We start from the raw sequence: 18,050 nt of genomic DNA, 5'->3' as shown, positions 1-18,050 counted from the left end.
GTGATGGCCGAACGTAAGGCGTCAGTCGAGCGCGACACTCTGGAAACCCAGATCAAAGCCTCGATCAACCTGGATGGCACCGGAAAGGCCCGATTTGATATCGGTGTCCCTTTTCTTGAGCACATGCTGGACCAGATCGCCCGTCACGGGCTGATCGACCTGGATATTGTCAGCAAAGGCGACCTGCATATCGACGACCACCACACGGTGGAAGACGTTGGTATCACTTTGGGTCAGGCCTTCGCCAAAGCCATCGGCGACAAAAAAGGCATCCGTCGCTACGGCCACGCCTATGTCCCGCTCGATGAAGCGCTATCGCGTGTGGTGATCGACTTCTCCGGCCGTCCTGGCCTGCAGATGCATGTTCCCTACACCCGCGCCACCGTTGGCGGCTTCGACGTTGACCTGTTCCAGGAATTCTTCCAGGGCTTCGTCAACCATGCGCTGGTCAGCCTGCACATCGACAACCTGCGTGGCACCAATACCCACCACCAGATCGAAACCGTGTTCAAGGCATTCGGCCGCGCCCTGCGCATGGCCGTAGAGCTCGATGACCGCATGGCCGGTCAGATGCCGTCTACCAAAGGCGTTCTGTAATGCAGACGGTCGCGGTTATCGATTACGGCATGGGCAACCTGCACTCGGTGGCCAAGGCCCTCGAGCACGTCGGTGCCGGCAAGGTCCTGATCACCAGCGATGCCGATGTGATTCGCGAAGCCGATCGGGTGGTTTTCCCCGGCGTCGGCGCGATTCGCGATTGCATGGCGGAGATCCGTCGCCTGGGCTTCGACTCGCTGGTGCGTGAAGTCAGCCAGGACCGTCCGTTTCTCGGCATCTGTGTCGGCATGCAAGCCTTGCTCGACAGCAGTGAAGAGAACGACGGCGTCGATTGCATCGGTCTGTTTCCAGGCCAGGTGAAGTTCTTCGGCAAGGACCTGCACGAAGACGGCGAACACCTGAAAGTCCCGCACATGGGCTGGAACGAAGTGAAGCAGACGGTGAGTCACCCGCTGTGGCACAACATTCCGGACCTGGCGCGTTTCTACTTCGTGCACAGCTACTACATCGCCGCCGGCAATGCGCGGCAGGTGGTGGGTGGCGGTCACTACGGTGTCGATTTCGCCGCAGCGCTGGCCGATGGCTCGCGTTTCGCCGTGCAGTTCCACCCGGAGAAGAGCCATGCCCATGGCCTGCAATTGCTGCAGAACTTCGCCGCGTGGGATGGTCGCTGGTAAATGGCTGCCAAGAAGAAGCCGCCGATCCTGACCCTCACTCCCGAACAGGAGAACGAGGCCAATCACAAGATCAAACGCTTCATGGAAGATCGCTTCGAACTGGACCTGGGTTCGTTCGAAGCGGCTGAAATCCTTGAGCTGTTTACTCGCGAAATTGCGCCGCACTATTACAACAGGGCGATTTTCGATGTGCAGACGCACCTCAAAGAGAGGTTCGAAAGCATCGAAAGCGACTTGTGGGCGCTCGAGAAAGCATAGGAGCAGCTGCAAGCTTTAAGCTGCAAGCTGCAAGAAGTAGAAACGCGTGCGTGCTCGCAGCTTATAGCTTGCAGCTTGCAGCTCTTTGGACGAAGGAAAAAGCATGCTGATTATTCCCGCTATCGATCTTAAAGACGGTGCCTGTGTTCGTCTGCGCCAGGGCCGCATGGAAGATTCCACGGTGTTCTCCGATGACCCGGTGAGCATGGCTGCCAAGTGGGTGGAGGGCGGTTGCCGTCGTCTGCATCTGGTCGACCTGAACGGCGCCTTCGAAGGCCAGCCAGTCAACGGCGAAGTGGTCACAGCCATTGCCAAGCGCTACCCGAACCTTCCGATCCAGATCGGTGGCGGTATCCGTTCCCTGGAAACCATCGAGCACTACGTCAAAGCGGGCGTGAGCTACGTGATTATCGGCACCAAAGCCGTGAAAGATCCGGCCTTCGTCGCTGAAGCGTGCCGTGCGTTCCCGGGCAAAGTGATCGTCGGTCTGGACGCCAAAGACGGTTTCGTCGCCACTGACGGTTGGGCGGAAATCAGCACCATTCAGGTGATCGACCTGGCCAAGCAGTTCGAAGCCGATGGCGTGTCCGCGATCGTTTATACCGACATCGCCAAAGACGGCATGATGCAGGGTTGCAACGTACCGTTCACCGCTGCCCTGGCCGCTGCCACGCGCATTCCGGTCATCGCTTCCGGCGGTATCCACAATCTGGGTGACATCAAGTCGCTGCTGGACGCCAAGGCGCCAGGCATCATCGGCGCCATCACCGGCCGGGCGATCTACGAAGGCACCCTCGATGTCGCTGAAGCGCAAGCTTTCTGCGATTCGTACAAAGGCTGAGGACTGACCATGGCGCTGGCCAAACGCATCATCCCTTGCCTGGACGTGGACAACGGCCGGGTGGTCAAGGGCGTCAAGTTCGAGAACATTCGTGATGCCGGCGATCCGGTGGAAATCGCCCGTCGCTACGACGAGCAGGGCGCTGACGAGATTACCTTTCTCGACATCACCGCCAGCGTCGATGGCCGCGATACCACGCTGCACACCGTCGAGCGCATGGCCAGCCAGGTGTTCATCCCGCTGACGGTGGGCGGTGGTGTGCGCACGGTGCAGGACATTCGCAACTTGCTGAATGCCGGTGCGGACAAGGTTTCGATCAACACCGCAGCGGTTTTCAACCCGGAATTCGTCGGCGAAGCGGCCCAGCATTTCGGCTCGCAGTGCATCGTCGTCGCTATCGACGCCAAGAAAGTCTCCGGTCCGGGCGAAACCCCGCGCTGGGAGATTTTCACCCACGGCGGGCGCAAGCCAACCGGCCTCGACGCCGTTGAGTGGGCGAAGAAGATGGAAGGCCTGGGTGCCGGTGAAATCCTGCTGACCAGCATGGATCAGGACGGCATGAAAAACGGTTTCGACCTGGGCGTCACCCGCGCCATCAGCGATGCGCTGGGTATCCCGGTGATTGCCTCCGGCGGCGTCGGCAACCTGCAGCATTTGGCCGACGGCATCATCGAAGGTCACGCCAGCGCCGTATTGGCGGCGAGTATTTTCCACTTCGGCGAATACACGGTGCAGGAAGCCAAGGCCTACATGGCGCATCGCGGAATCGTCATGCGCTAAACAAATCCATGCAGGCCAGTGGACAGCATGGCGGGCTCAAGGCACTCTTGGGCACGCCATGGATTTCGGTAGCCCAACATGATCAAACGCCTGCTTCTTGTCCTCGCCAGCGCTTCTCTGTTGCTCATCAATGGAGCCCACGCTGAAGAAAGTCCCGACACCGACCTGGTGTTACTGACGGAAAATTTCCCGCCATACAACATGGCGAAGAACGGCAAGAACTTCGCTCAGGACGAGAACATCAATGGCATTGCCGTGGACATCGTCCGCGAGATGTTCAAACGTGCCGACGTCACCTACAGCCTGACACTGCGCTTCCCTTGGGAGCGAATCTACAAGCTCGCCCTCGAGAAACCCGGTTACGGCGTGTTCGTGATGGCGCGCTTGCCGGACCGCGAAAAGCTGTTCAAGTGGGTCGGCCCGATTGGCCCGGACGACTGGATCATGCTGCCCAAGGCTGACAGCAAGATCAGCCTGGAGACGCTGGATCAGGCGCGCAAATACAAGATCGGCGCATACAAGGGCGATGCGATTGCCGAGACGCTGGCCAAGCAAGGGTTGAAGCCCATTGTCGTGCTGCGCGATCAGGACAACGCAAAGAAGCTGGTGAGTGGTCAGATTGATTTGTGGGCCACGGGCGACCCGGCCGGGCGCTATCTGGCGCGTCAGGAGGGCGTTAACGGTCTCAAGACGGTGTTGCGGTTCAATAGCGCCGAACTCTATCTGGCGTTGAACAAAGACGTTCCAAATGACGTGGTGGCCAAGCTGCAAGCCGCGCTGGATCAGCTGCGCAAAGAAGGCGTGGTGGACGACATCATGGCGCGGTATCTCTGATCAAGTGTGGGAGCGAGCCTGCTCGCGATGAGGCAGTGTCAGTCAACATCACTGTTGGCTGATTCACCGCCATCGCGAGCAGGCTCGCTCCCACAGTGGTTTTGTGTTGTTGCGGATTAGCGGTACACGCCATCCTTTCCATGCGCAGCCGTCGCGCGATTGCTGCGCACGCTGATCATCTGCTTGATGTCGATCCACTCAATGCCCTGAGCCTTGAGCTTGGGCAGCTCCCTCTCCAGCACCGCCAGCGTCTGCGGATACGGATGCCCGATCATCACCGCCGAGCCTTGCTTGTGTGCCAAATTAATCGCCGTCTGCAACTGCGTGAAAATCGCCGCTTCGGTGCGCTCGTCATCCAGAAACACATCCCGCGAAACGCTTGCCAACCCAATCTTCTGTGCCTCGGCTGCCGCGACGGTCTGTGCGCTGGTGCGGCTGTCGACGAAGAGCTTGTGCCGGCGCTGCAAGTCCGCCATCAACCAGGCCATGGCAGGTTGCTGAGCGGTCATGCGACTACCCATATGGTTGTTGATGCCGGCGGTGTAAGGCACGACCTTGAACGCCGCGCTCAGGCGTTTCTCAAGTTCGTCGACGGGCAAATCGGGATGCCAGGCAAACGGGCCGGTGGCCGGGTCCATGGGCATGTGCAGGATGACGATCTTGCCGGCGCGATGGGCCTCGCGGGCGAATTCGGTGGCGTGGGGCGTGTCGGGCATGATCGCCGCTGTTACCGGGCCTGGCAGGGCCAGCACGCGACGATCCCGGGGCAGGTTCTGCCCCAGGTCATCGATGATCAACGTGAGATAGGCTTTCTGCGGCGCAGCGGTAGCGGGCGTTGCGTGGGCAACGCCCGCCAGACAGCACAGCAGACCGATCAGCAGCCGCAGGCGCACCTTAGCGACCGGAGGTGATGCTCAGCCCTTTGAGCAGGCTCAGCGCCTGGGCCAGTTGGTAATCGTCATCCTGCGGCATTGCCTTGGCCTTGCTGCTGGAACCGCTCGGTTTGTCGGCGCCGCCGTTGCCATTGCCCAAGTGACCCTGCAGATCGGCTTCCTTGAAGTATTCGCTGTCCTGCTCGTTGGTGATCTTGGCCCTGCGCACTTCGATGTCCGGGACGATGCCCTGGGCCTGGATCGAGCGGCCGTTCGGCGTGTAGTACAGCGCCGTGGTGATCTTCAGCGCGCGGTCGTTGTTCAGTGGCAGCACGGTTTGTACCGAGCCTTTGCCGAAACTGGTGGTGCCCATGACCACCGCGCGTTTCTGATCCTGCAGGGCGCCGGCGACAATTTCCGAGGCCGAGGCGCTGCCGCCATTGATCAGCGTAACCATTGGCACGGCTTCGCTTTCGTCTTTGCCGGTGGCCGAGAAGCGCAGTTCAGAGTTGGCGATGCGGCCCTTGGTGTAAACGATCAGGCCCTTGGTGATGAAGTGGTCGACCACTTCCACTGCCGATTGCAGCACGCCGCCTGGGTTGTTGCGCAGGTCGAGAATGATGCCGTTGAGCTTCTTGCCGTTGTCCTTGCGCAATTTGGCCAGGGCTTTGGACACTTCTTCACCGGTCTTGACCTGGAACTGAGTGATGCGGATGTAGCCGTAGCCCGACTCCAGCAGCTGCGCCTTGACGCTCTTCACCTGAATGATGGCGCGGGTCAGGGTCACGTCGAACGGCGTACCGCCGTCGCGCACCAGGGTCAGGGTGATTTTCTGGCCGATCTTGCCGCGCATCTTGTCTACGGCTTCGGTCATGCTCTGGCCGCGAGTCGGCTGGCCGTTGATCTTCACGATGAAGTCGCCAGCCTGAATGCCAGCCTTGGACGCCGGGGTGTCATCAATCGGGGAGACCACTTTGATGAAACCGTCTTCCGCGCCGACTTCGATGCCCAGGCCGCCGAATTCGCCGCTGGTGCTTTCCTGCAATTCAGCGAAGTCTTCCGGGCCCAGATAGGCGGAGTGCGGATCGAGGTTGCTGAGCATGCCTTTGATGGCGTTTTCCAGCAGGGTCTTGTCGTCCACCGGTTCGACATAGGCGGCCTTGATCCGATCCATGACCTCGGCAAAGGTGCGCAACTCTTCCAGAGGCAACGGCGCCTTGGTGGTCGCAGCAGTGCCCGCAGGCGCGACCGCCGGGGCCGGTTGAGCGGCAAACGCCAGAGGCGTGCCGATCACCAGGGCGATCGTCAGGGCCAGCGAGGTAAGGCGGGACAAATGCAGCATGTCTAACGAACTCCTGAAGTAGATGGCGTACTTATCCTTGCGCACGACACCATTGCGCCGGATCACTCGGGTGACCCTGCTGACGAATAGCGAAATACAGCGCTGGTGTGTCCTGCCCGCCACTGTTACCGACAGTGGAGATGGACTCACCGGCTTTTACTACGTCACCCGCAGACTTGAGCAGCGTCTGGTTGTGACCATAAAGACTCAGAAAACCGTTGCCATGGTCGAGAATCACCAGCAGCCCGGCGCCACGCAACCAGTCGGCGAATACCACGCGACCGCCATGCACGGCGTGCACCTGGCTGCCGGCGGAGGCGCTGATCATCACGCCGTCCCACTTGGTACGGGCGTCGTCGCCACGGGATTCACCGAAGCGTGCCAGCAGTCGACCATCAACCGGCCACGGAAGTCTTCCCCGGCTTGAAGCAAAAGGGCCGCCAAAGGTCTCGCCTGAACTGGAAACCAATGCGCCAGGGTTCGACTTGACCGGTTTGCGTGGGGCGTCAGTGGCATTCGCCTGCTCCTGAGCCTCACGTAAACGCTTTTTTTCGGCTTCCTGCTGGGCGATGAGCGCTTTTTGTCGCGCCTCTTCAGCCTCTCGTGCCTGGCGGGCCAGGGTTTCTTCGATGGTTTTAAGGACTTTAGACAGGTCTGCCTGATCCTGCTCGCGGGCGGCCAGCTTCTGGTCGCGCGCCTTCACGTCGTCGCTCAACTTGGCCAGGACTTGCTGGCGCTCCTTGCGAACCTTGTCGAGTTCGTCGCGCTGGCTGTCGAGGCTGCTCTTCTGCACCAGCAATTGTGCCTGTTGCAGGGCGATGTCTTTTTCGACGTTAGCCAGTTGGCGCAAGGTTTCGTTGAAATTCTTCAGCTGCTCCAGGCGGGCCTGGCTCAGGTAGTCGTAATAGGTGAGGGTTCGGGCGAATTTTTCCGGATTCTGCTGGTTCAGCAGGAGCTTCAAGTACTCCTGACGGCCGTTCTGATAGGCCGCACGGGCCTGAATGGCGATCAGTCGTTGCTGTTCAGTGCGCGCGCTCTGGAGTTTTTTTCTCAGCATCGAGTCGCTGCAGCTCGGATTCGCTTTTCTTCAGCTCTTTTTGCAGGGCTTCGACCTGCTTCTCGAGCTTGCCCATCTCGGTCTCGGTGCCTTTGAGGTCTTTCTGCACACCGGATTTTTCTTCCTGCAGCTTGCCCAGCAGTTTTTTCAGCTCGGCAATATCCTGACGCGTGGCGTCCAACTGTTGTTGGGTTTGCGCGCGCTCATCAGCGAAGGCCGGTTGGAGCAGGCAAGTCAGGGCAAGGGCTATCAGGACGCGAAGCATAGAGGCGGGCGACACCAGGGAAAGGGACGGCCTAGTATGCCCGCCAAGCGCCGCAAAAAAAACGCCCAATTGGGGTTGTGTGATAACCGGAGCAGCGTTGCCTCTGAAAACACTCCAAAACCACTGTGGGAGCGAGCCTGCTCGCGATGGCGCCCTGACATTCAACAATGATGTTGGCTGTCAGATTGCTATCGCGAGCAGGCTCGCTCCCACAGGGTTTGGCGTCGTCAGATGGATCTGGTTACACCAGAATCGACGTGCCGGTCATTTCAGATGGTTTTTCCATCCCCAGCAGCATCAGCATCGTCGGCGCGACATCCGCCAGCACGCCGCCATCACGCACCTTGAAGTTCCGCTTGCCGACATAGATGAACGGCACTGGCTCGGTGGTATGAGCGGTGTGTGCCTGGCCGGTGGAGGCATCGGACATTTGCTCGACGTTGCCGTGGTCGGCCGTAATCAGCGCTTCACCGCCAACCTTGTCCAGCGCTTCGACGATACGGCCGACGCACAGGTCCAGGCATTCAACGGCTTTCACCGCCGCATCAAACACGCCGCTGTGGCCAACCATGTCGCCGTTGGCGTAGTTGACCACTATCACGTCGTAACGCTGGTTTTCGATGGCCTCGACGATGCGGTCGGTGACTTCCGGGGCACTCATCTCGGGCTGCAAGTCGTAGGTGGCGACTTTCGGCGACGGAATCAGGATGCGTTCTTCGCCCGGGAACGGTTCTTCGCGACCGCCGGAGAAGAAGAAGGTCACGTGGGCGTATTTCTCGGTTTCGGCGATGCGCAGCTGGGTCTTGCCGTTTTTCGCCAGGTAATCGCCCAGCACGTTGTCCAGGCTGCCGGCGGCAAAGGCCGATGGCGCAGGGATGCTGGCGGCGTATTGGGTCAGCATCACGAAACCGGCCAGTTTCGGCTGGCGCGCACGTTCGAATTCCTTGAAATCGTCCTCGACGAACACGCGGGTCAGCTCACGGGCGCGGTCGGCGCGGAAGTTCATGAAGACCACGGCGTCGCCATCTTCGACTTTCACCGGCTCGCCGATGGAGGTGGCTTTGACGAATTCGTCGCTCTCGCCACGCTCATAGGCAGCTTGCAGCCCTTCCTGTGCGGTGGCGGCGTTGAATTCGCCGTTGCCGTCGACAATCAGGTTGTAGGCCTGGGATACGCGGTCCCAACGGTTGTCACGGTCCATGGCGAAATAACGGCCGATGATGCTGGCGATCCGGCCTTTGCCCAACGCCTGGAAAGTCGCGTCGAGCAGTTCGATGGACGACTGGGCGCTTTTCGGCGGGGTGTCGCGGCCATCGAGGAAGGCGTGCAGGTAGATTTTTTCGGCGCCGCGCTTGTAGGCCAGTTCGGCCATGGCGACCAGGTGATCCTGGTGGCTGTGAACGCCGCCATCGGACAGCAGGCCCATGAAGTGCACGGCTTTGCCGGCAGCAACGGCTTTATCGACTGCAGCGCAGATGGTCGGGTTCTCGAAAAACTCGCCGTCGCGGATCGATTTGGTCACGCGAGTAAAGTCTTGATACACCACGCGACCGGCACCCAGGTTCATGTGGCCGACTTCGGAGTTGCCCATCTGGCCGTCCGGCAGGCCGACGTCCATGCCGCTGCCCGAGATCAGGCCGTTCGGCACAGTGGCCCACAAGCGGTCCAGTACGGGCTTCTTCGCCGCAAACACGGCGTTTGATTCAGGGCTCTCACTGTGACCGAAGCCATCGAGAATAATCAGGACCAAAGGTTTAGGCGTGGTAGTCATGGATTCCACTCGTGGCTGAATTAAAAGAGGGCGATGGAAAAGGGAGTGGCAGTTTAAAGCGAAGTTCCTGCGCCGTCACCGCCGGACGGGGTTTGGCCCACCATAGTGGCTGTGTATACTGGCCGACATTTTAACGCCCTGGAACCTCCTTCGATGGTTGCTAACCTGATTCAATTCGCCACTAACCACTATCTGCTCGTCGGTATCTTCGTCGTACTGCTGGCGTTGCTGATCGCTTATCAGATGCAAGGCGGCGGCCGCAGCCTGAGCACCGGTGAACTGACCGGCTTGGTCAACAAGGACGCGGGCGTTGTAATCGACATCCGTCCGGTCAAGGATTTCGCCGCCGGTCACATTGTTGGCGCGTTGAATATTCCTCACGACAAGCTGACCGCTCGCATTGCCGAACTGGAAAAGCACAAGGCCAAGACCATCATCCTGGTCGATGCCATGGGCCAGACCGCCGGCACCCATGCCCGCGAACTGATGAAATCCGGCTACACCGCCGCCAAGCTGTCCGGCGGTATTTCCAGCTGGAAAGGCGATAACCTGCCGCTGGTGAAGTGATATGAGCAACGTCGTCGTCTATTCCAGCGATTACTGCCCTTACTGTTCGCGAGCCAAGTACCTGCTCGAGAACAAAGGCGTGGCCTTCGAAGAGATCAAGGTCGATGGCAAGCCGCAGGTGCGCGCCGCCATGGCCCAGAAGGCCGGACGTACGTCCGTGCCGCAGATCTGGATCGGCGAGCGCCACATTGGTGGCTGTGATGATTTGTTTGCCCTTGAGCGCGCCGGCAAGCTCGACGCCATGCTCAAGGCCTGAACGCCTTCCCTATAAGACCCCAAGATCAGAAAGGATCTGAGATGACTGACCAACAGAACACTGCAGCTAGCGAAGAAGAAACCGCACCGCAATTCTCCTTGCAGCGCATCTACGTACGTGACTTGTCGTTCGAAGCCCCGAAAAGCCCGGCGATCTTCCGCCAGCAGTGGGAGCCAAGCGTCGGTCTGGATCTGAACACTCGTCAAAAGGCCCTGGAAGGCGACTTCCACGAAGTCGTGCTGACCTTGTCCGTGACCGTGAAAAACGGTGACGAAGTGGCGTTCATCGCTGAAGTGCAACAGGCCGGGATCTTCCTGATCAAGAACCTGGACGACGCTTCGATGAGCCACACCCTCGGCGCGTTCTGCCCGAACATCCTGTTCCCGTATGCTCGCGAGACCCTGGACAGCCTGGTGACCCGCGGCTCGTTCCCGGCCCTGATGCTGGCTCCGGTGAACTTCGACGCGCTGTACGCACAAGAACTGCAACGCATGCAGGCAGCTGGCGAGACTCCGACCGTTCAGTAAGCGGTTCAGCAACACCCATGTGGGAGCGAGCCTGCTCGCGAAAGCGGTGTTTCAGTCGGTATTGATGTCGACTGACACGCCCTCTTCGCGAGCAGGCTCGCTCCCACATTTGTTATGGGGGTTACTTGAAGCCGAGCTGACGCCAGCCTTCGTAGACGGCGACCGCCACGGTGTTCGACAGGTTCAGGCTGCGGCAGCCTTCGCGCATCGGCAAGCGCAGGCGTTGTTCGCCGGGCAGGGCATCGAGCACTTCCGCCGGCAAGCCACGGCTTTCAGGGCCGAACAGGAACGCGTCGCCCTCGGCGAAGCTGGCATCGTGGAACGGGCGCGAGCCCTTGGTGGTGAACGCGAACAGCCGTGGATGACCAAGACTTTCCAGGCAACTGGCGAGGTCCGCGTGGCGTTGCAGGGTGGCATACTCGTGGTAGTCGAGGCCGGCCCGGCGCAGGCGTTTGTCGTCCATCTCGAAGCCCAGCGGTTCGATCAAATGCAGGTGGCAGCCACTGTTGGCGCACAGCCTGATAACGTTGCCGGTATTCGGCGGAATTTCTGGTTGAAAGAGGATGACGTGAAACATGCACGGCTCCGAAGGTAAAGATGAGCGGCATTCTACGCCGCCCATCGATCCACGTTCGAAACTATTACCGCGGGTGATGGGTTCGCTGGCGATTGTCGGACTGATGGTGGGGCTGATGATCGGTCGCCTGACCACGCCTGACCCCAGCGAATTGCAACAGATCGAGGTGACGGACGATGGGCTGGTGGTGTGGTTCAACAACGAACCCAAATCCCATGGCGAATTCGTGGACGGCAGCCTCGCGCTGCTGTTCGAGGCGCAAGGCAAGGCGCAGAAAGGTCAGCTCAAGCTCAACGATAAGGTCGTGAACTGGCGGACGCGCTTGAGTGATGGGGGGTTGTTGCTGACGGTAGTGGCGGCCCGGCCACTGCTGGGCGAGTGGACCGGTAGCGAGGTCGATGACCGCTGGCGGCTGGAGATCCATCTCCGGGAGCAATAAAAGAGGGAATCCCCGGCCTGCCTGTACCAAGGTTCCCAAAACGGCAGGGCTCGCGCATGGCGTCGAGCCCGGTGTAAAGAAGGAACCCCTGACCTGCCTGTATCAAGGGCCCCAAAACTGGGGGGCTCGTCGCGAGTGCGGTATGAGCCCGATGTAAAGAGGGGAATCCCCGGCCTGCCTGTACCAAGGTCCCCGAAACCGGGTAGTGAACTGAATCACTGAATGGACTATTGCAGGGGGCGTGCCAGGTTTTAACAAGTTGAAACAGAAAGCTGCGCTGGAATGCCGAAAGCCCCGTATTGCGGGGCTTTCGTGTTTTTTCGATAGGGGTTCAATTGCGAAAACCGACGGGGTTCTGGATTTGTTTTTGTGCGCGATTGCGGTTCACGGTGCATTCAGTCGGTGCACGTTGGCCCCAAAAGCTTCGCGGGCAAGCCTCGCTCCTACAGGGTTTGCGCCATTTCAAGATTAGCGCGTGACCTGTAGGTGCGAGGCTTGCCCGCGAATGGATGTAACTGTCAGCGAAGCGCTAGAGGCCGCTTAGCCTTCTTCCCCCTCATCATCATCCCCACCATCTACCTTCATCCCCAATTCCTTGATTTTGCGCGTCAGGGTATTACGTCCCCAACCCAGCAAGACCGCCGCATCGCGACGTCGCCCGGCGGTGTGTTTCAGGGCGGTCTCGATCATGATCCGCTCGAACGCCGGTACCGCGCTGTCGAGCAAACTCGATTGACCGCGGGCCAACGCCTGATCAGCCCATTGACGCAGCGCTTGCTCCCAATTGGTCACAGGCGCCGAATCCTGCGGCAGGCTCAGCAGTTCCGGCGGCAGGTCGCTGATGTGCACTTCGCGACCCGAAGCCATCACCGTGATCCAGCGGCAGGTGTTCTCCAGCTGACGCACGTTGCCGCCCCACGGCAGGTTCTTCAGGTATTCCTCGGTTTCGCTTTTCAGCAGCTTCGGTTCTACCGCCAGTTCTTGCGCAGCGCGGCTGAGGAAGTGCTTGGCCAGGGTCGGGATGTCTTCGCGACGGTCCGACAGCCGTGGAATGTGGATGCGGATCACGTTGAGGCGGTGAAACAAGTCCTCACGAAATTTCCCGGCGTGCACCAGGGTTTCCAGGTTCTGGTGCGTCGCCGCGATGATGCGCACATCGACCTTTACCGGCGTATGACCGCCGACGCGATAGAACTCGCCGTCGGCCAGTACGCGTAGCAAACGGGTCTGGGTGTCGGCCGGCATGTCGCCGATTTCATCGAGGAACAGCGTGCCGCCGTCCGCCTGCTCAAAGCGCCCGCGACGCAAGTTGGCTGCGCCGGTGAACGCGCCTTTCTCATGGCCGAACAACTCGGATTCCATCAGGTCTTTCGGGATCGCTGCCATGTTCAACGCGATGAACGGCGACGCAGCCCGTGGACTATGGCGGTGCAGGGCGTGGGCTACCAATTCTTTACCGGTACCGGATTCACCGTTGATCAGCACGGTGATGTTGGAGTGGCTCAAGCGCCCGATGGCGCGAAACACTTCCTGCATCGCCGGCGCTTCGCCGATGATTTCCGGGGTGCGGGTCAAGGCGACCGGGACTTCCAGGCCTTGCTGTTCCTGGGCGTGCTGGTTGGCGCGTTTGACCAACGACACCGCTTCGTCGACGTCGAACGGTTTTGGCAGGTACTCAAACGCGCCGCCCTGATAAGACGCGACAGCGCTGTCCAGATCGGAGTGCGCAGTCATGATGATCACTGGCAACCGTGGGTGTTGCTCGCGAATCCGCGCCAGCAGGTCCAGGCCACTGGCACCCGGCATGCGGATGTCGGAGATGATCACGTCCGGCTGCTGGCGCGCCAGGCGGCTCATCACGCCATCGGCGCTGTCGAAGCTTTGCGTGGTCATGCCTTCCTGCTGCAAGGCTTTTTCCAGGACCCAACGAATAGAACGGTCGTCATCGACGATCCACACGGTTTCACTACGGCTCATGTCGATGTGGCTCCTTGTTCCAGGGGCAGAAAGATCGAGAAAGTGGTGTGGCCTGGGTGGCTGTCACATTCGATCAGGCCCTGGTGCTGGCTGATGATGTTCTGGGTAATGGCCAGGCCCAGCCCGGTACCGTCCGGGCGGCCGCTGACCATGGGAAAGAAGATGGTTTCTTGCAGGTCCGCGGGAATGCCAGGACCGTTGTCGATGATTTCGATCTTGGTCACCAGGCGATGGCGCACGTGGCCAATGGTGAACTGGCGCATGGCGCGGGTGCGCAGGCTGATTCGGCCCAGGCGCAGCTCGTTCTGGCTGCTGATGGCCTGCATTGCGTTGCGCACGATGTTCAACACGGCCTGGATCATTTGTTCTCGGTCGATCAAGACGTCGGGAATGCTTGGGTCGTAGTCGCGCACCAAAGTGATGCAGCCCTGACTTTCGGCCTCGACCAGATGACAAACGCGTTCCAGAACTTCGTGGACGTTGCACATGGCCAATGACGGCAGCTTATTGGAGCCGAGCATGCGATCGACCAGATTGCGCAGGCGGTCGGCTTCTTCAATGATCACGTTGGTGTAGTCGCGCAGGCTCTCTTCCGGCAGTTCACGGGCGAGCAATTGCGCCGCGCCGCGAATCCCGCCCAGCGGATTCTTTATTTCGTGAGCGAGACCGCGCACCAGCATTTTGCTGGTTTCCTGTTTCGACAGTTGCGCCTCTTCCTTGGTGATCCGCAACAAACGGTCACGGGGGTGGACTTCCAGCAGCAGCATCGTGGCGCCGTTGGCCAGGATCGGTGTTACTGCGTAGTCGACGGTCAGCGTCTGGCCGGTGAGGGCGGTGAGCATCGCTTCGCGCTTGGTGAACGGGTGCGCCTGCTCGACCGCCTGGCGCAAGGAATTCAGCGCTTCGGTGGATTCGGTGAACAACTCGCTGATGAACTGCCCATGGCTACGCTGACCGCTGATGGCCAGGAGCATCTCCGCCGCCGGGTTCATGTACTCGAGGCGCAATTCGGCATCGAGCAAAATGGTAGCGGTGGTCAGATTGTCGAGAAGCAGACGATGGAGTGCGTCACTGATGGTCATTTAGGACCTCTTTTGGAGCAGGGCATGCGCGCGAATAACGCGCCGATATGAGGAAAATGCAAAAACCAAACCAAGGCTCCGAAAAGAAGCGTTTAAAGCCTGAAACGGGCGTTTGACGCTCGTTTGCGTGGCGTTCTGCCAGCTTTTGCGGGTACTTTCGAACCAAAATGGGTTGAGATGTGGGTACGGTGCACCATATTGCACCAATATAGTGCGCAAAGCTAAACGGCGTTAGAAGAAACGCAGGAAGGGATTTTTTTCTTCTTCGGGTTTGTCTTTGATCGGACATTCCGGCCGTTGGCCATAGTCGGTGAGAGCGCAAGGTTTGACTTTGCGCTTCTGTGCGAGGGAGATGCGCAGCATCTGGAAGGGTTGATTGGCCGTGCGTTCGACGGTGCGACCCTGTTCATCGAGGATTTCCACGGACAGGTTGTGGCGGCCGCGGTCGATGTTGCTCAGGGCAAACACCGGACTGACGCCGGGCTCGGCGGTGGGTTGGCCGTCGAGCAGCAATCGGTAGCGGTGCCCTCGTTGCAGGCCTGGTTCATTGGTGACACTGACGATCAGCTCACCGGCATTGCTACGGACCGTAGCGTCCGGTTCCGGGACCAGCACGCGGAGCATGTCGTAGTGGAACAAGGGTTTGTCTTCGGTTTTTTGCGCAGCGGTCACCGGCGCGGCCCCGCTGGGGTTGGCAGACATGCGATTGCTCGTCGCCAGCGGCACACGCTTGGCGTTGCCTGAGCCTGGCTGGTCGGTGTAGACCCGGTTGCCCTGGGCGTCGACGTAAGTGAACACCTCGGCCGTGACCGGCAGCGCGATCAGGCAGGCGATCAGCAGCCACATCCTCATCGCTTGTGCACCCGTTGCACGGTAAATGTCTGCGTCGGGCTTTGCTGGATGATGTGCTCGCCATCGATCACCTGCACCGCCAGGCTGTGTTCGCCACGATCGATATTCACCAGTTGCAGGATCGGCACGTTGCTCGATTGCCCATAGGGTTGGCCATCAAGCAACAACCTGAACAGATGCGGCGCTTGCAGGCGCGGTTTGATCAGGACGCTGACTGTGAACGTGCCGTTGTTGGCGCGCAGGGCTTCGTCGGTGGGTAAACCGGTCAACTCCAGCACCTCATAGGCGCTGCGCGGCGGCTCGCGGTTGCTGGCTTCGGCAGCGGGTGCGGGAGGTGCCTGAGGCGCAACGCTGTTGAGCGGTGGCAACTCGACCGGCTGCGCCTTGACGCCATCGGGTGGCTGATTGCTGTAGGCGGTGTTGCCGGAGGCGTCAGTGTACTTATAGATCTGCGCTGCGGCGGGCAGGGCGATCAGCAGCCACATCAGAAGAAAACCACGACCCATAAAATCGACCAGAAACAAAAGCGTTGGGGTGCAGCATAGGTCAGGGGTGGCGGTTGACCCAATTCAAAAACATCCGGGCATGATTTACAGGGATCTCCCAAACGCAACAAAACCCTGTGGGAGTGAGCCTGCTCGCGATAACGGTGGATCAGCCAGCATCAATATTGAATGAAAAAATGCCATCGCCGGGAAGCCGCTCTCACTCCCACAGGGTTTTTCAGCGCTTGTTGAATCGCGGGCATAAAAAAGACCTCCCGAAGGAGGCCTCTTTTTTGTCACGCCGCTTGCGCAGGCGCTACCGGATCAGCAGCTGTAGTACAGCTCATATTCCAGTGGGTGTACGAAGGTACGTACTTTGATTTCTTCTTCGCTTTTCAGAGCGATGTAAGCGTCGATGAAGTCATCGGAGAACACGCCGCCTTTGGTCAGGAACGCGCGACCTTTGTCCAGCTCTTCCAGGGCTTCTTTCAGGCTGCCGCAAACTTGTGGGATCTCTTTCGCCTCTTCAGGCGGCAGGTCGTACAGGTTTTTGTCAGCTGCGTCGCCAGGGTGGATCTTGTTCTGGATGCCGTCCAGGCCAGCCATCAACAGTGCAGCGAAGCCCAGGTACGGGTTGGCTGCTGGATCCGGGAAGCGGGCTTCGATACGGCGAGCGCGAGGGCTGGACACGTAAGGAATACGGATCGAGGCGGAACGGTTACGAGCCGAGTAGGCCAGCATTACCGGCGCTTCGAAACCTGGGACCAGACGCTTGTAGGAGTTGGTCGACGGGTTGGTGAAGCCGTTCAGGGCCTTACCGTGCTTGATGATGCCGCCGATGAAGTACAGGGCGGTGTCGGACAGGCCGGCATAGCCTTCGCCAGCGAAGGTGTTCTTGCCATCTTTGGCGATGGACAGGTGAACGTGCATACCCGAACCGTTATCGCCGTACAGCGGCTTAGGCATGAAGGTCGCGGTGCGGCCGTAGGCATCAGCCACGTTGTGTACGCAGTACTTCAGGGTCTGAACTTCGTCAGCCTTGGCCACCAGGGTGTTGAACTTCACACCGATTTCGTTCTGGCCGGCAGTGGCCACTTCGTGGTGGTGAACTTCGATAACCAGGCCCATCTCTTCCATGGCGTTGCACATGGAGGTACGGATTTCATGGTCGTGGTCGAACGGCGGAACCGGGAAGTAGCCGCCTTTGACGCCTGGACGGTGGCCTTTGTTGCCGCCTTCCACGTCCTGGTCGGACATCCACGAACCTTGTTCGGAGTAGATCTTGAACATCGAACCGGAGATGTCGGACTTGAACTTCACTTCGTCGAAGATGAAGAATTCTGGCTCTGGACCTACGAATACGGTGTCGCCGATACCGGTCGACTTCAGGTATTCCTCGGCACGCTTGGCGATCGCACGTGGGTCACGGTCGTAGCCTTGCATGGTCGAAGGCTCGATCACGTCGCAAACCAGGATCAGGGTCGGCTCTTCGGTGAACGGGTCGAGGACGGCAGTGGAGTCGTCCGGCATCAGGATCATGTCGGAAGCTTCGATGCCTTTCCAGCCAGCGATGGAGGAACCGTCGAACATTTTGCCTTCTTCGAAGAAAGCTTCATCCAGCGCGTCGCGAGCCGGCATGGTCACGTGGTGCTGAGTGCCTTTGGTGTCCGTGAAGCGCAGATCAATCCACTTGACGTCATGATCTTTGATGAGTTGAACCGACTTCGACATAGTGTCCTCCGGGTGGCTTCGGGCTTAGTAGTGGATGCCCTTAGAATGTGGGTGATGCCGGCGCGAATACTCTGCCAAGGCAACCTGCCTCACAAGGGAGCAAATTGCATGCCAGTGCCCCAGCATGGGTTTTTTGCCCCAATATCACGCTTATAAAGGCACAAAGCGTCTGTAAGCGGAAAATCTCGCCCTACAATGTAGCGTTAAAATCATCAAATGACCTGTTTTGGTGCGCGCAAAACCTTCTGCACATTAACTGGTTAAACCTTGAGCAATTTCCGCTATAATCCGCGCCCCCCTTT

General features: G+C 59.6%; 19 protein-coding genes and 1 pseudogene. 10 read left to right on the top strand and 10 right to left on the bottom strand.

The features are described from left to right. The first annotated feature begins 3 nt into the window (after nucleotides 1-3). The 6 genes from hisB (at nucleotide 4) to AB4N91_RS25165 (ending at nucleotide 3,948) form a co-directional block, all read left to right on the top strand. Nucleotides 4-597, top strand: coding sequence for an imidazoleglycerol-phosphate dehydratase HisB (gene hisB / locus AB4N91_RS25190; RefSeq protein ID WP_003218037.1), 594 nt, complete (start codon nucleotides 4-6; stop codon nucleotides 595-597). Further along, complete coding sequence (gene hisH, locus AB4N91_RS25185; RefSeq protein WP_427700474.1) at nucleotides 597-1,235, top strand: imidazole glycerol phosphate synthase subunit HisH; 639 nt, start codon at nucleotides 597-599, stop codon at nucleotides 1,233-1,235. The genes hisB and hisH overlap by 1 nt, the downstream gene beginning before the upstream one ends. Continuing rightward, nucleotides 1,236-1,493 carry a DUF2164 domain-containing protein gene (locus tag AB4N91_RS25180; RefSeq protein ID WP_010464590.1) on the top strand — a complete coding sequence of 86 codons (258 nt, stop codon included), beginning with the start codon at nucleotides 1,236-1,238 and terminating at the stop codon, nucleotides 1,491-1,493. It abuts the gene before it with no gap. Nucleotides 1,494-1,596: 103 nt separating this feature from the next. Further along, nucleotides 1,597-2,334, top strand: a complete 738-nt coding sequence (hisA, locus tag AB4N91_RS25175; RefSeq protein ID WP_010464588.1) for a 1-(5-phosphoribosyl)-5-[(5-phosphoribosylamino)methylideneamino]imidazole-4-carboxamide isomerase — start codon at nucleotides 1,597-1,599, stop codon at nucleotides 2,332-2,334. A gap of 9 nt (nucleotides 2,335-2,343) precedes the next feature. Next, nucleotides 2,344-3,114 carry an imidazole glycerol phosphate synthase subunit HisF gene (gene hisF, locus AB4N91_RS25170; protein ID WP_007972752.1) on the top strand — a complete coding sequence of 257 codons (771 nt, stop codon included), beginning with the start codon at nucleotides 2,344-2,346 and terminating at the stop codon, nucleotides 3,112-3,114. Between the two features lie 78 nt (nucleotides 3,115-3,192). After that, entirely contained in the window at nucleotides 3,193-3,948 is a 756-nt protein-coding gene (locus tag AB4N91_RS25165; protein WP_460111862.1) for a substrate-binding periplasmic protein, read from the top strand. 116 nt (nucleotides 3,949-4,064) lie between these two features. Here AB4N91_RS25165 and AB4N91_RS25160 read toward each other — a convergent pair whose 3' ends face one another. The 4 genes and pseudogenes from AB4N91_RS25160 to gpmI form a co-directional block, all read right to left on the bottom strand. Beyond that, the gene (locus tag AB4N91_RS25160) at nucleotides 4,065-4,841 is read right to left on the bottom strand and encodes a divergent polysaccharide deacetylase family protein (protein ID WP_460111861.1); all 777 of its coding nucleotides are present in this window, start codon (nucleotides 4,839-4,841) and stop codon (nucleotides 4,065-4,067) included. Between the two features lies 1 nt (nucleotide 4,842). Further along, nucleotides 4,843-6,162: a S41 family peptidase gene (locus AB4N91_RS25155; protein ID WP_460111860.1), complete on the bottom strand. Its 1,320-nt coding sequence runs from the start codon at nucleotides 6,160-6,162 to the stop codon at nucleotides 4,843-4,845. Between the two features lie 31 nt (nucleotides 6,163-6,193). After that, nucleotides 6,194-7,484, bottom strand: a pseudogene (locus AB4N91_RS25150) (murein hydrolase activator EnvC family protein). A 241-nt stretch (nucleotides 7,485-7,725) separates the two neighbouring features. Beyond that, entirely contained in the window at nucleotides 7,726-9,255 is a 1,530-nt protein-coding gene (gene gpmI / locus AB4N91_RS25145; protein WP_010464572.1) for a 2,3-bisphosphoglycerate-independent phosphoglycerate mutase, read from the bottom strand. 153 nt (nucleotides 9,256-9,408) lie between these two features. Here gpmI and AB4N91_RS25140 point away from each other — a divergent pair, with 153 nt between their 5' ends. From AB4N91_RS25140 to secB, 3 genes are read left to right on the top strand one after another with little or no spacing between them, the layout of a single operon-like run. Next, a complete protein-coding gene (locus AB4N91_RS25140) occupies nucleotides 9,409-9,822 on the top strand; it encodes a rhodanese-like domain-containing protein (RefSeq protein ID WP_010464571.1) in 414 nt (137 codons plus the stop codon). Nucleotide 9,823: 1 nt separating this feature from the next. After that, a complete protein-coding gene (gene grxC / locus AB4N91_RS25135) occupies nucleotides 9,824-10,078 on the top strand; it encodes a glutaredoxin 3 (RefSeq protein WP_010464569.1) in 255 nt (84 codons plus the stop codon). Between the two features lie 41 nt (nucleotides 10,079-10,119). Then, complete coding sequence (secB, locus tag AB4N91_RS25130; protein WP_007949026.1) at nucleotides 10,120-10,605, top strand: protein-export chaperone SecB; 486 nt, start codon at nucleotides 10,120-10,122, stop codon at nucleotides 10,603-10,605. 121 nt (nucleotides 10,606-10,726) lie between these two features. Here secB and AB4N91_RS25125 read toward each other — a convergent pair whose 3' ends face one another. Then, nucleotides 10,727-11,182: a tRNA (cytidine(34)-2'-O)-methyltransferase gene (locus AB4N91_RS25125; protein WP_007949025.1), complete on the bottom strand. Its 456-nt coding sequence runs from the start codon at nucleotides 11,180-11,182 to the stop codon at nucleotides 10,727-10,729. On the opposite strand from AB4N91_RS25125, the gene AB4N91_RS25120 reads away from it, so the two are divergent. After that, nucleotides 11,181-11,621, top strand: coding sequence for a hypothetical protein (locus tag AB4N91_RS25120; RefSeq protein ID WP_010464565.1), 441 nt, complete (start codon nucleotides 11,181-11,183; stop codon nucleotides 11,619-11,621). The two genes, AB4N91_RS25125 and AB4N91_RS25120, sit on opposite strands and share 2 nt — an antisense overlap. A 540-nt stretch (nucleotides 11,622-12,161) precedes the next feature. Here AB4N91_RS25120 and ntrC read toward each other — a convergent pair. From ntrC to glnA, 5 genes are all read right to left on the bottom strand, one after another. After that, nucleotides 12,162-13,598, bottom strand: a complete 1,437-nt coding sequence (gene ntrC, locus AB4N91_RS25115; protein ID WP_010464563.1) for a nitrogen regulation protein NR(I) — start codon at nucleotides 13,596-13,598, stop codon at nucleotides 12,162-12,164. Next, the gene (gene glnL / locus AB4N91_RS25110) at nucleotides 13,595-14,680 is read right to left on the bottom strand and encodes a nitrogen regulation protein NR(II) (RefSeq protein ID WP_010464561.1); all 1,086 of its coding nucleotides are present in this window, start codon (nucleotides 14,678-14,680) and stop codon (nucleotides 13,595-13,597) included. The genes ntrC and glnL overlap by 4 nt, the downstream gene beginning before the upstream one ends. Nucleotides 14,681-14,911: 231 nt before the next feature. After that, the gene (locus tag AB4N91_RS25105) at nucleotides 14,912-15,532 is read right to left on the bottom strand and encodes a DUF4124 domain-containing protein (protein WP_145309855.1); all 621 of its coding nucleotides are present in this window, start codon (nucleotides 15,530-15,532) and stop codon (nucleotides 14,912-14,914) included. After that, nucleotides 15,529-16,038 carry a DUF4124 domain-containing protein gene (locus tag AB4N91_RS25100; RefSeq protein ID WP_042932447.1) on the bottom strand — a complete coding sequence of 170 codons (510 nt, stop codon included), beginning with the start codon at nucleotides 16,036-16,038 and terminating at the stop codon, nucleotides 15,529-15,531. The genes AB4N91_RS25105 and AB4N91_RS25100 overlap by 4 nt, the downstream gene beginning before the upstream one ends. A gap of 303 nt (nucleotides 16,039-16,341) precedes the next feature. Then, a complete protein-coding gene (glnA, locus tag AB4N91_RS25095) occupies nucleotides 16,342-17,748 on the bottom strand; it encodes a glutamate--ammonia ligase (protein ID WP_010464555.1) in 1,407 nt (468 codons plus the stop codon). Nucleotides 17,749-18,050: the final 302 nt, after the last annotated feature.

Source organism: Pseudomonas sp. H3_D04 (assembly GCF_054669175.1).
Note: the sequence above shows the minus strand (reverse complement) of the source record. Positions and strands in the feature narration are given on the sequence as shown.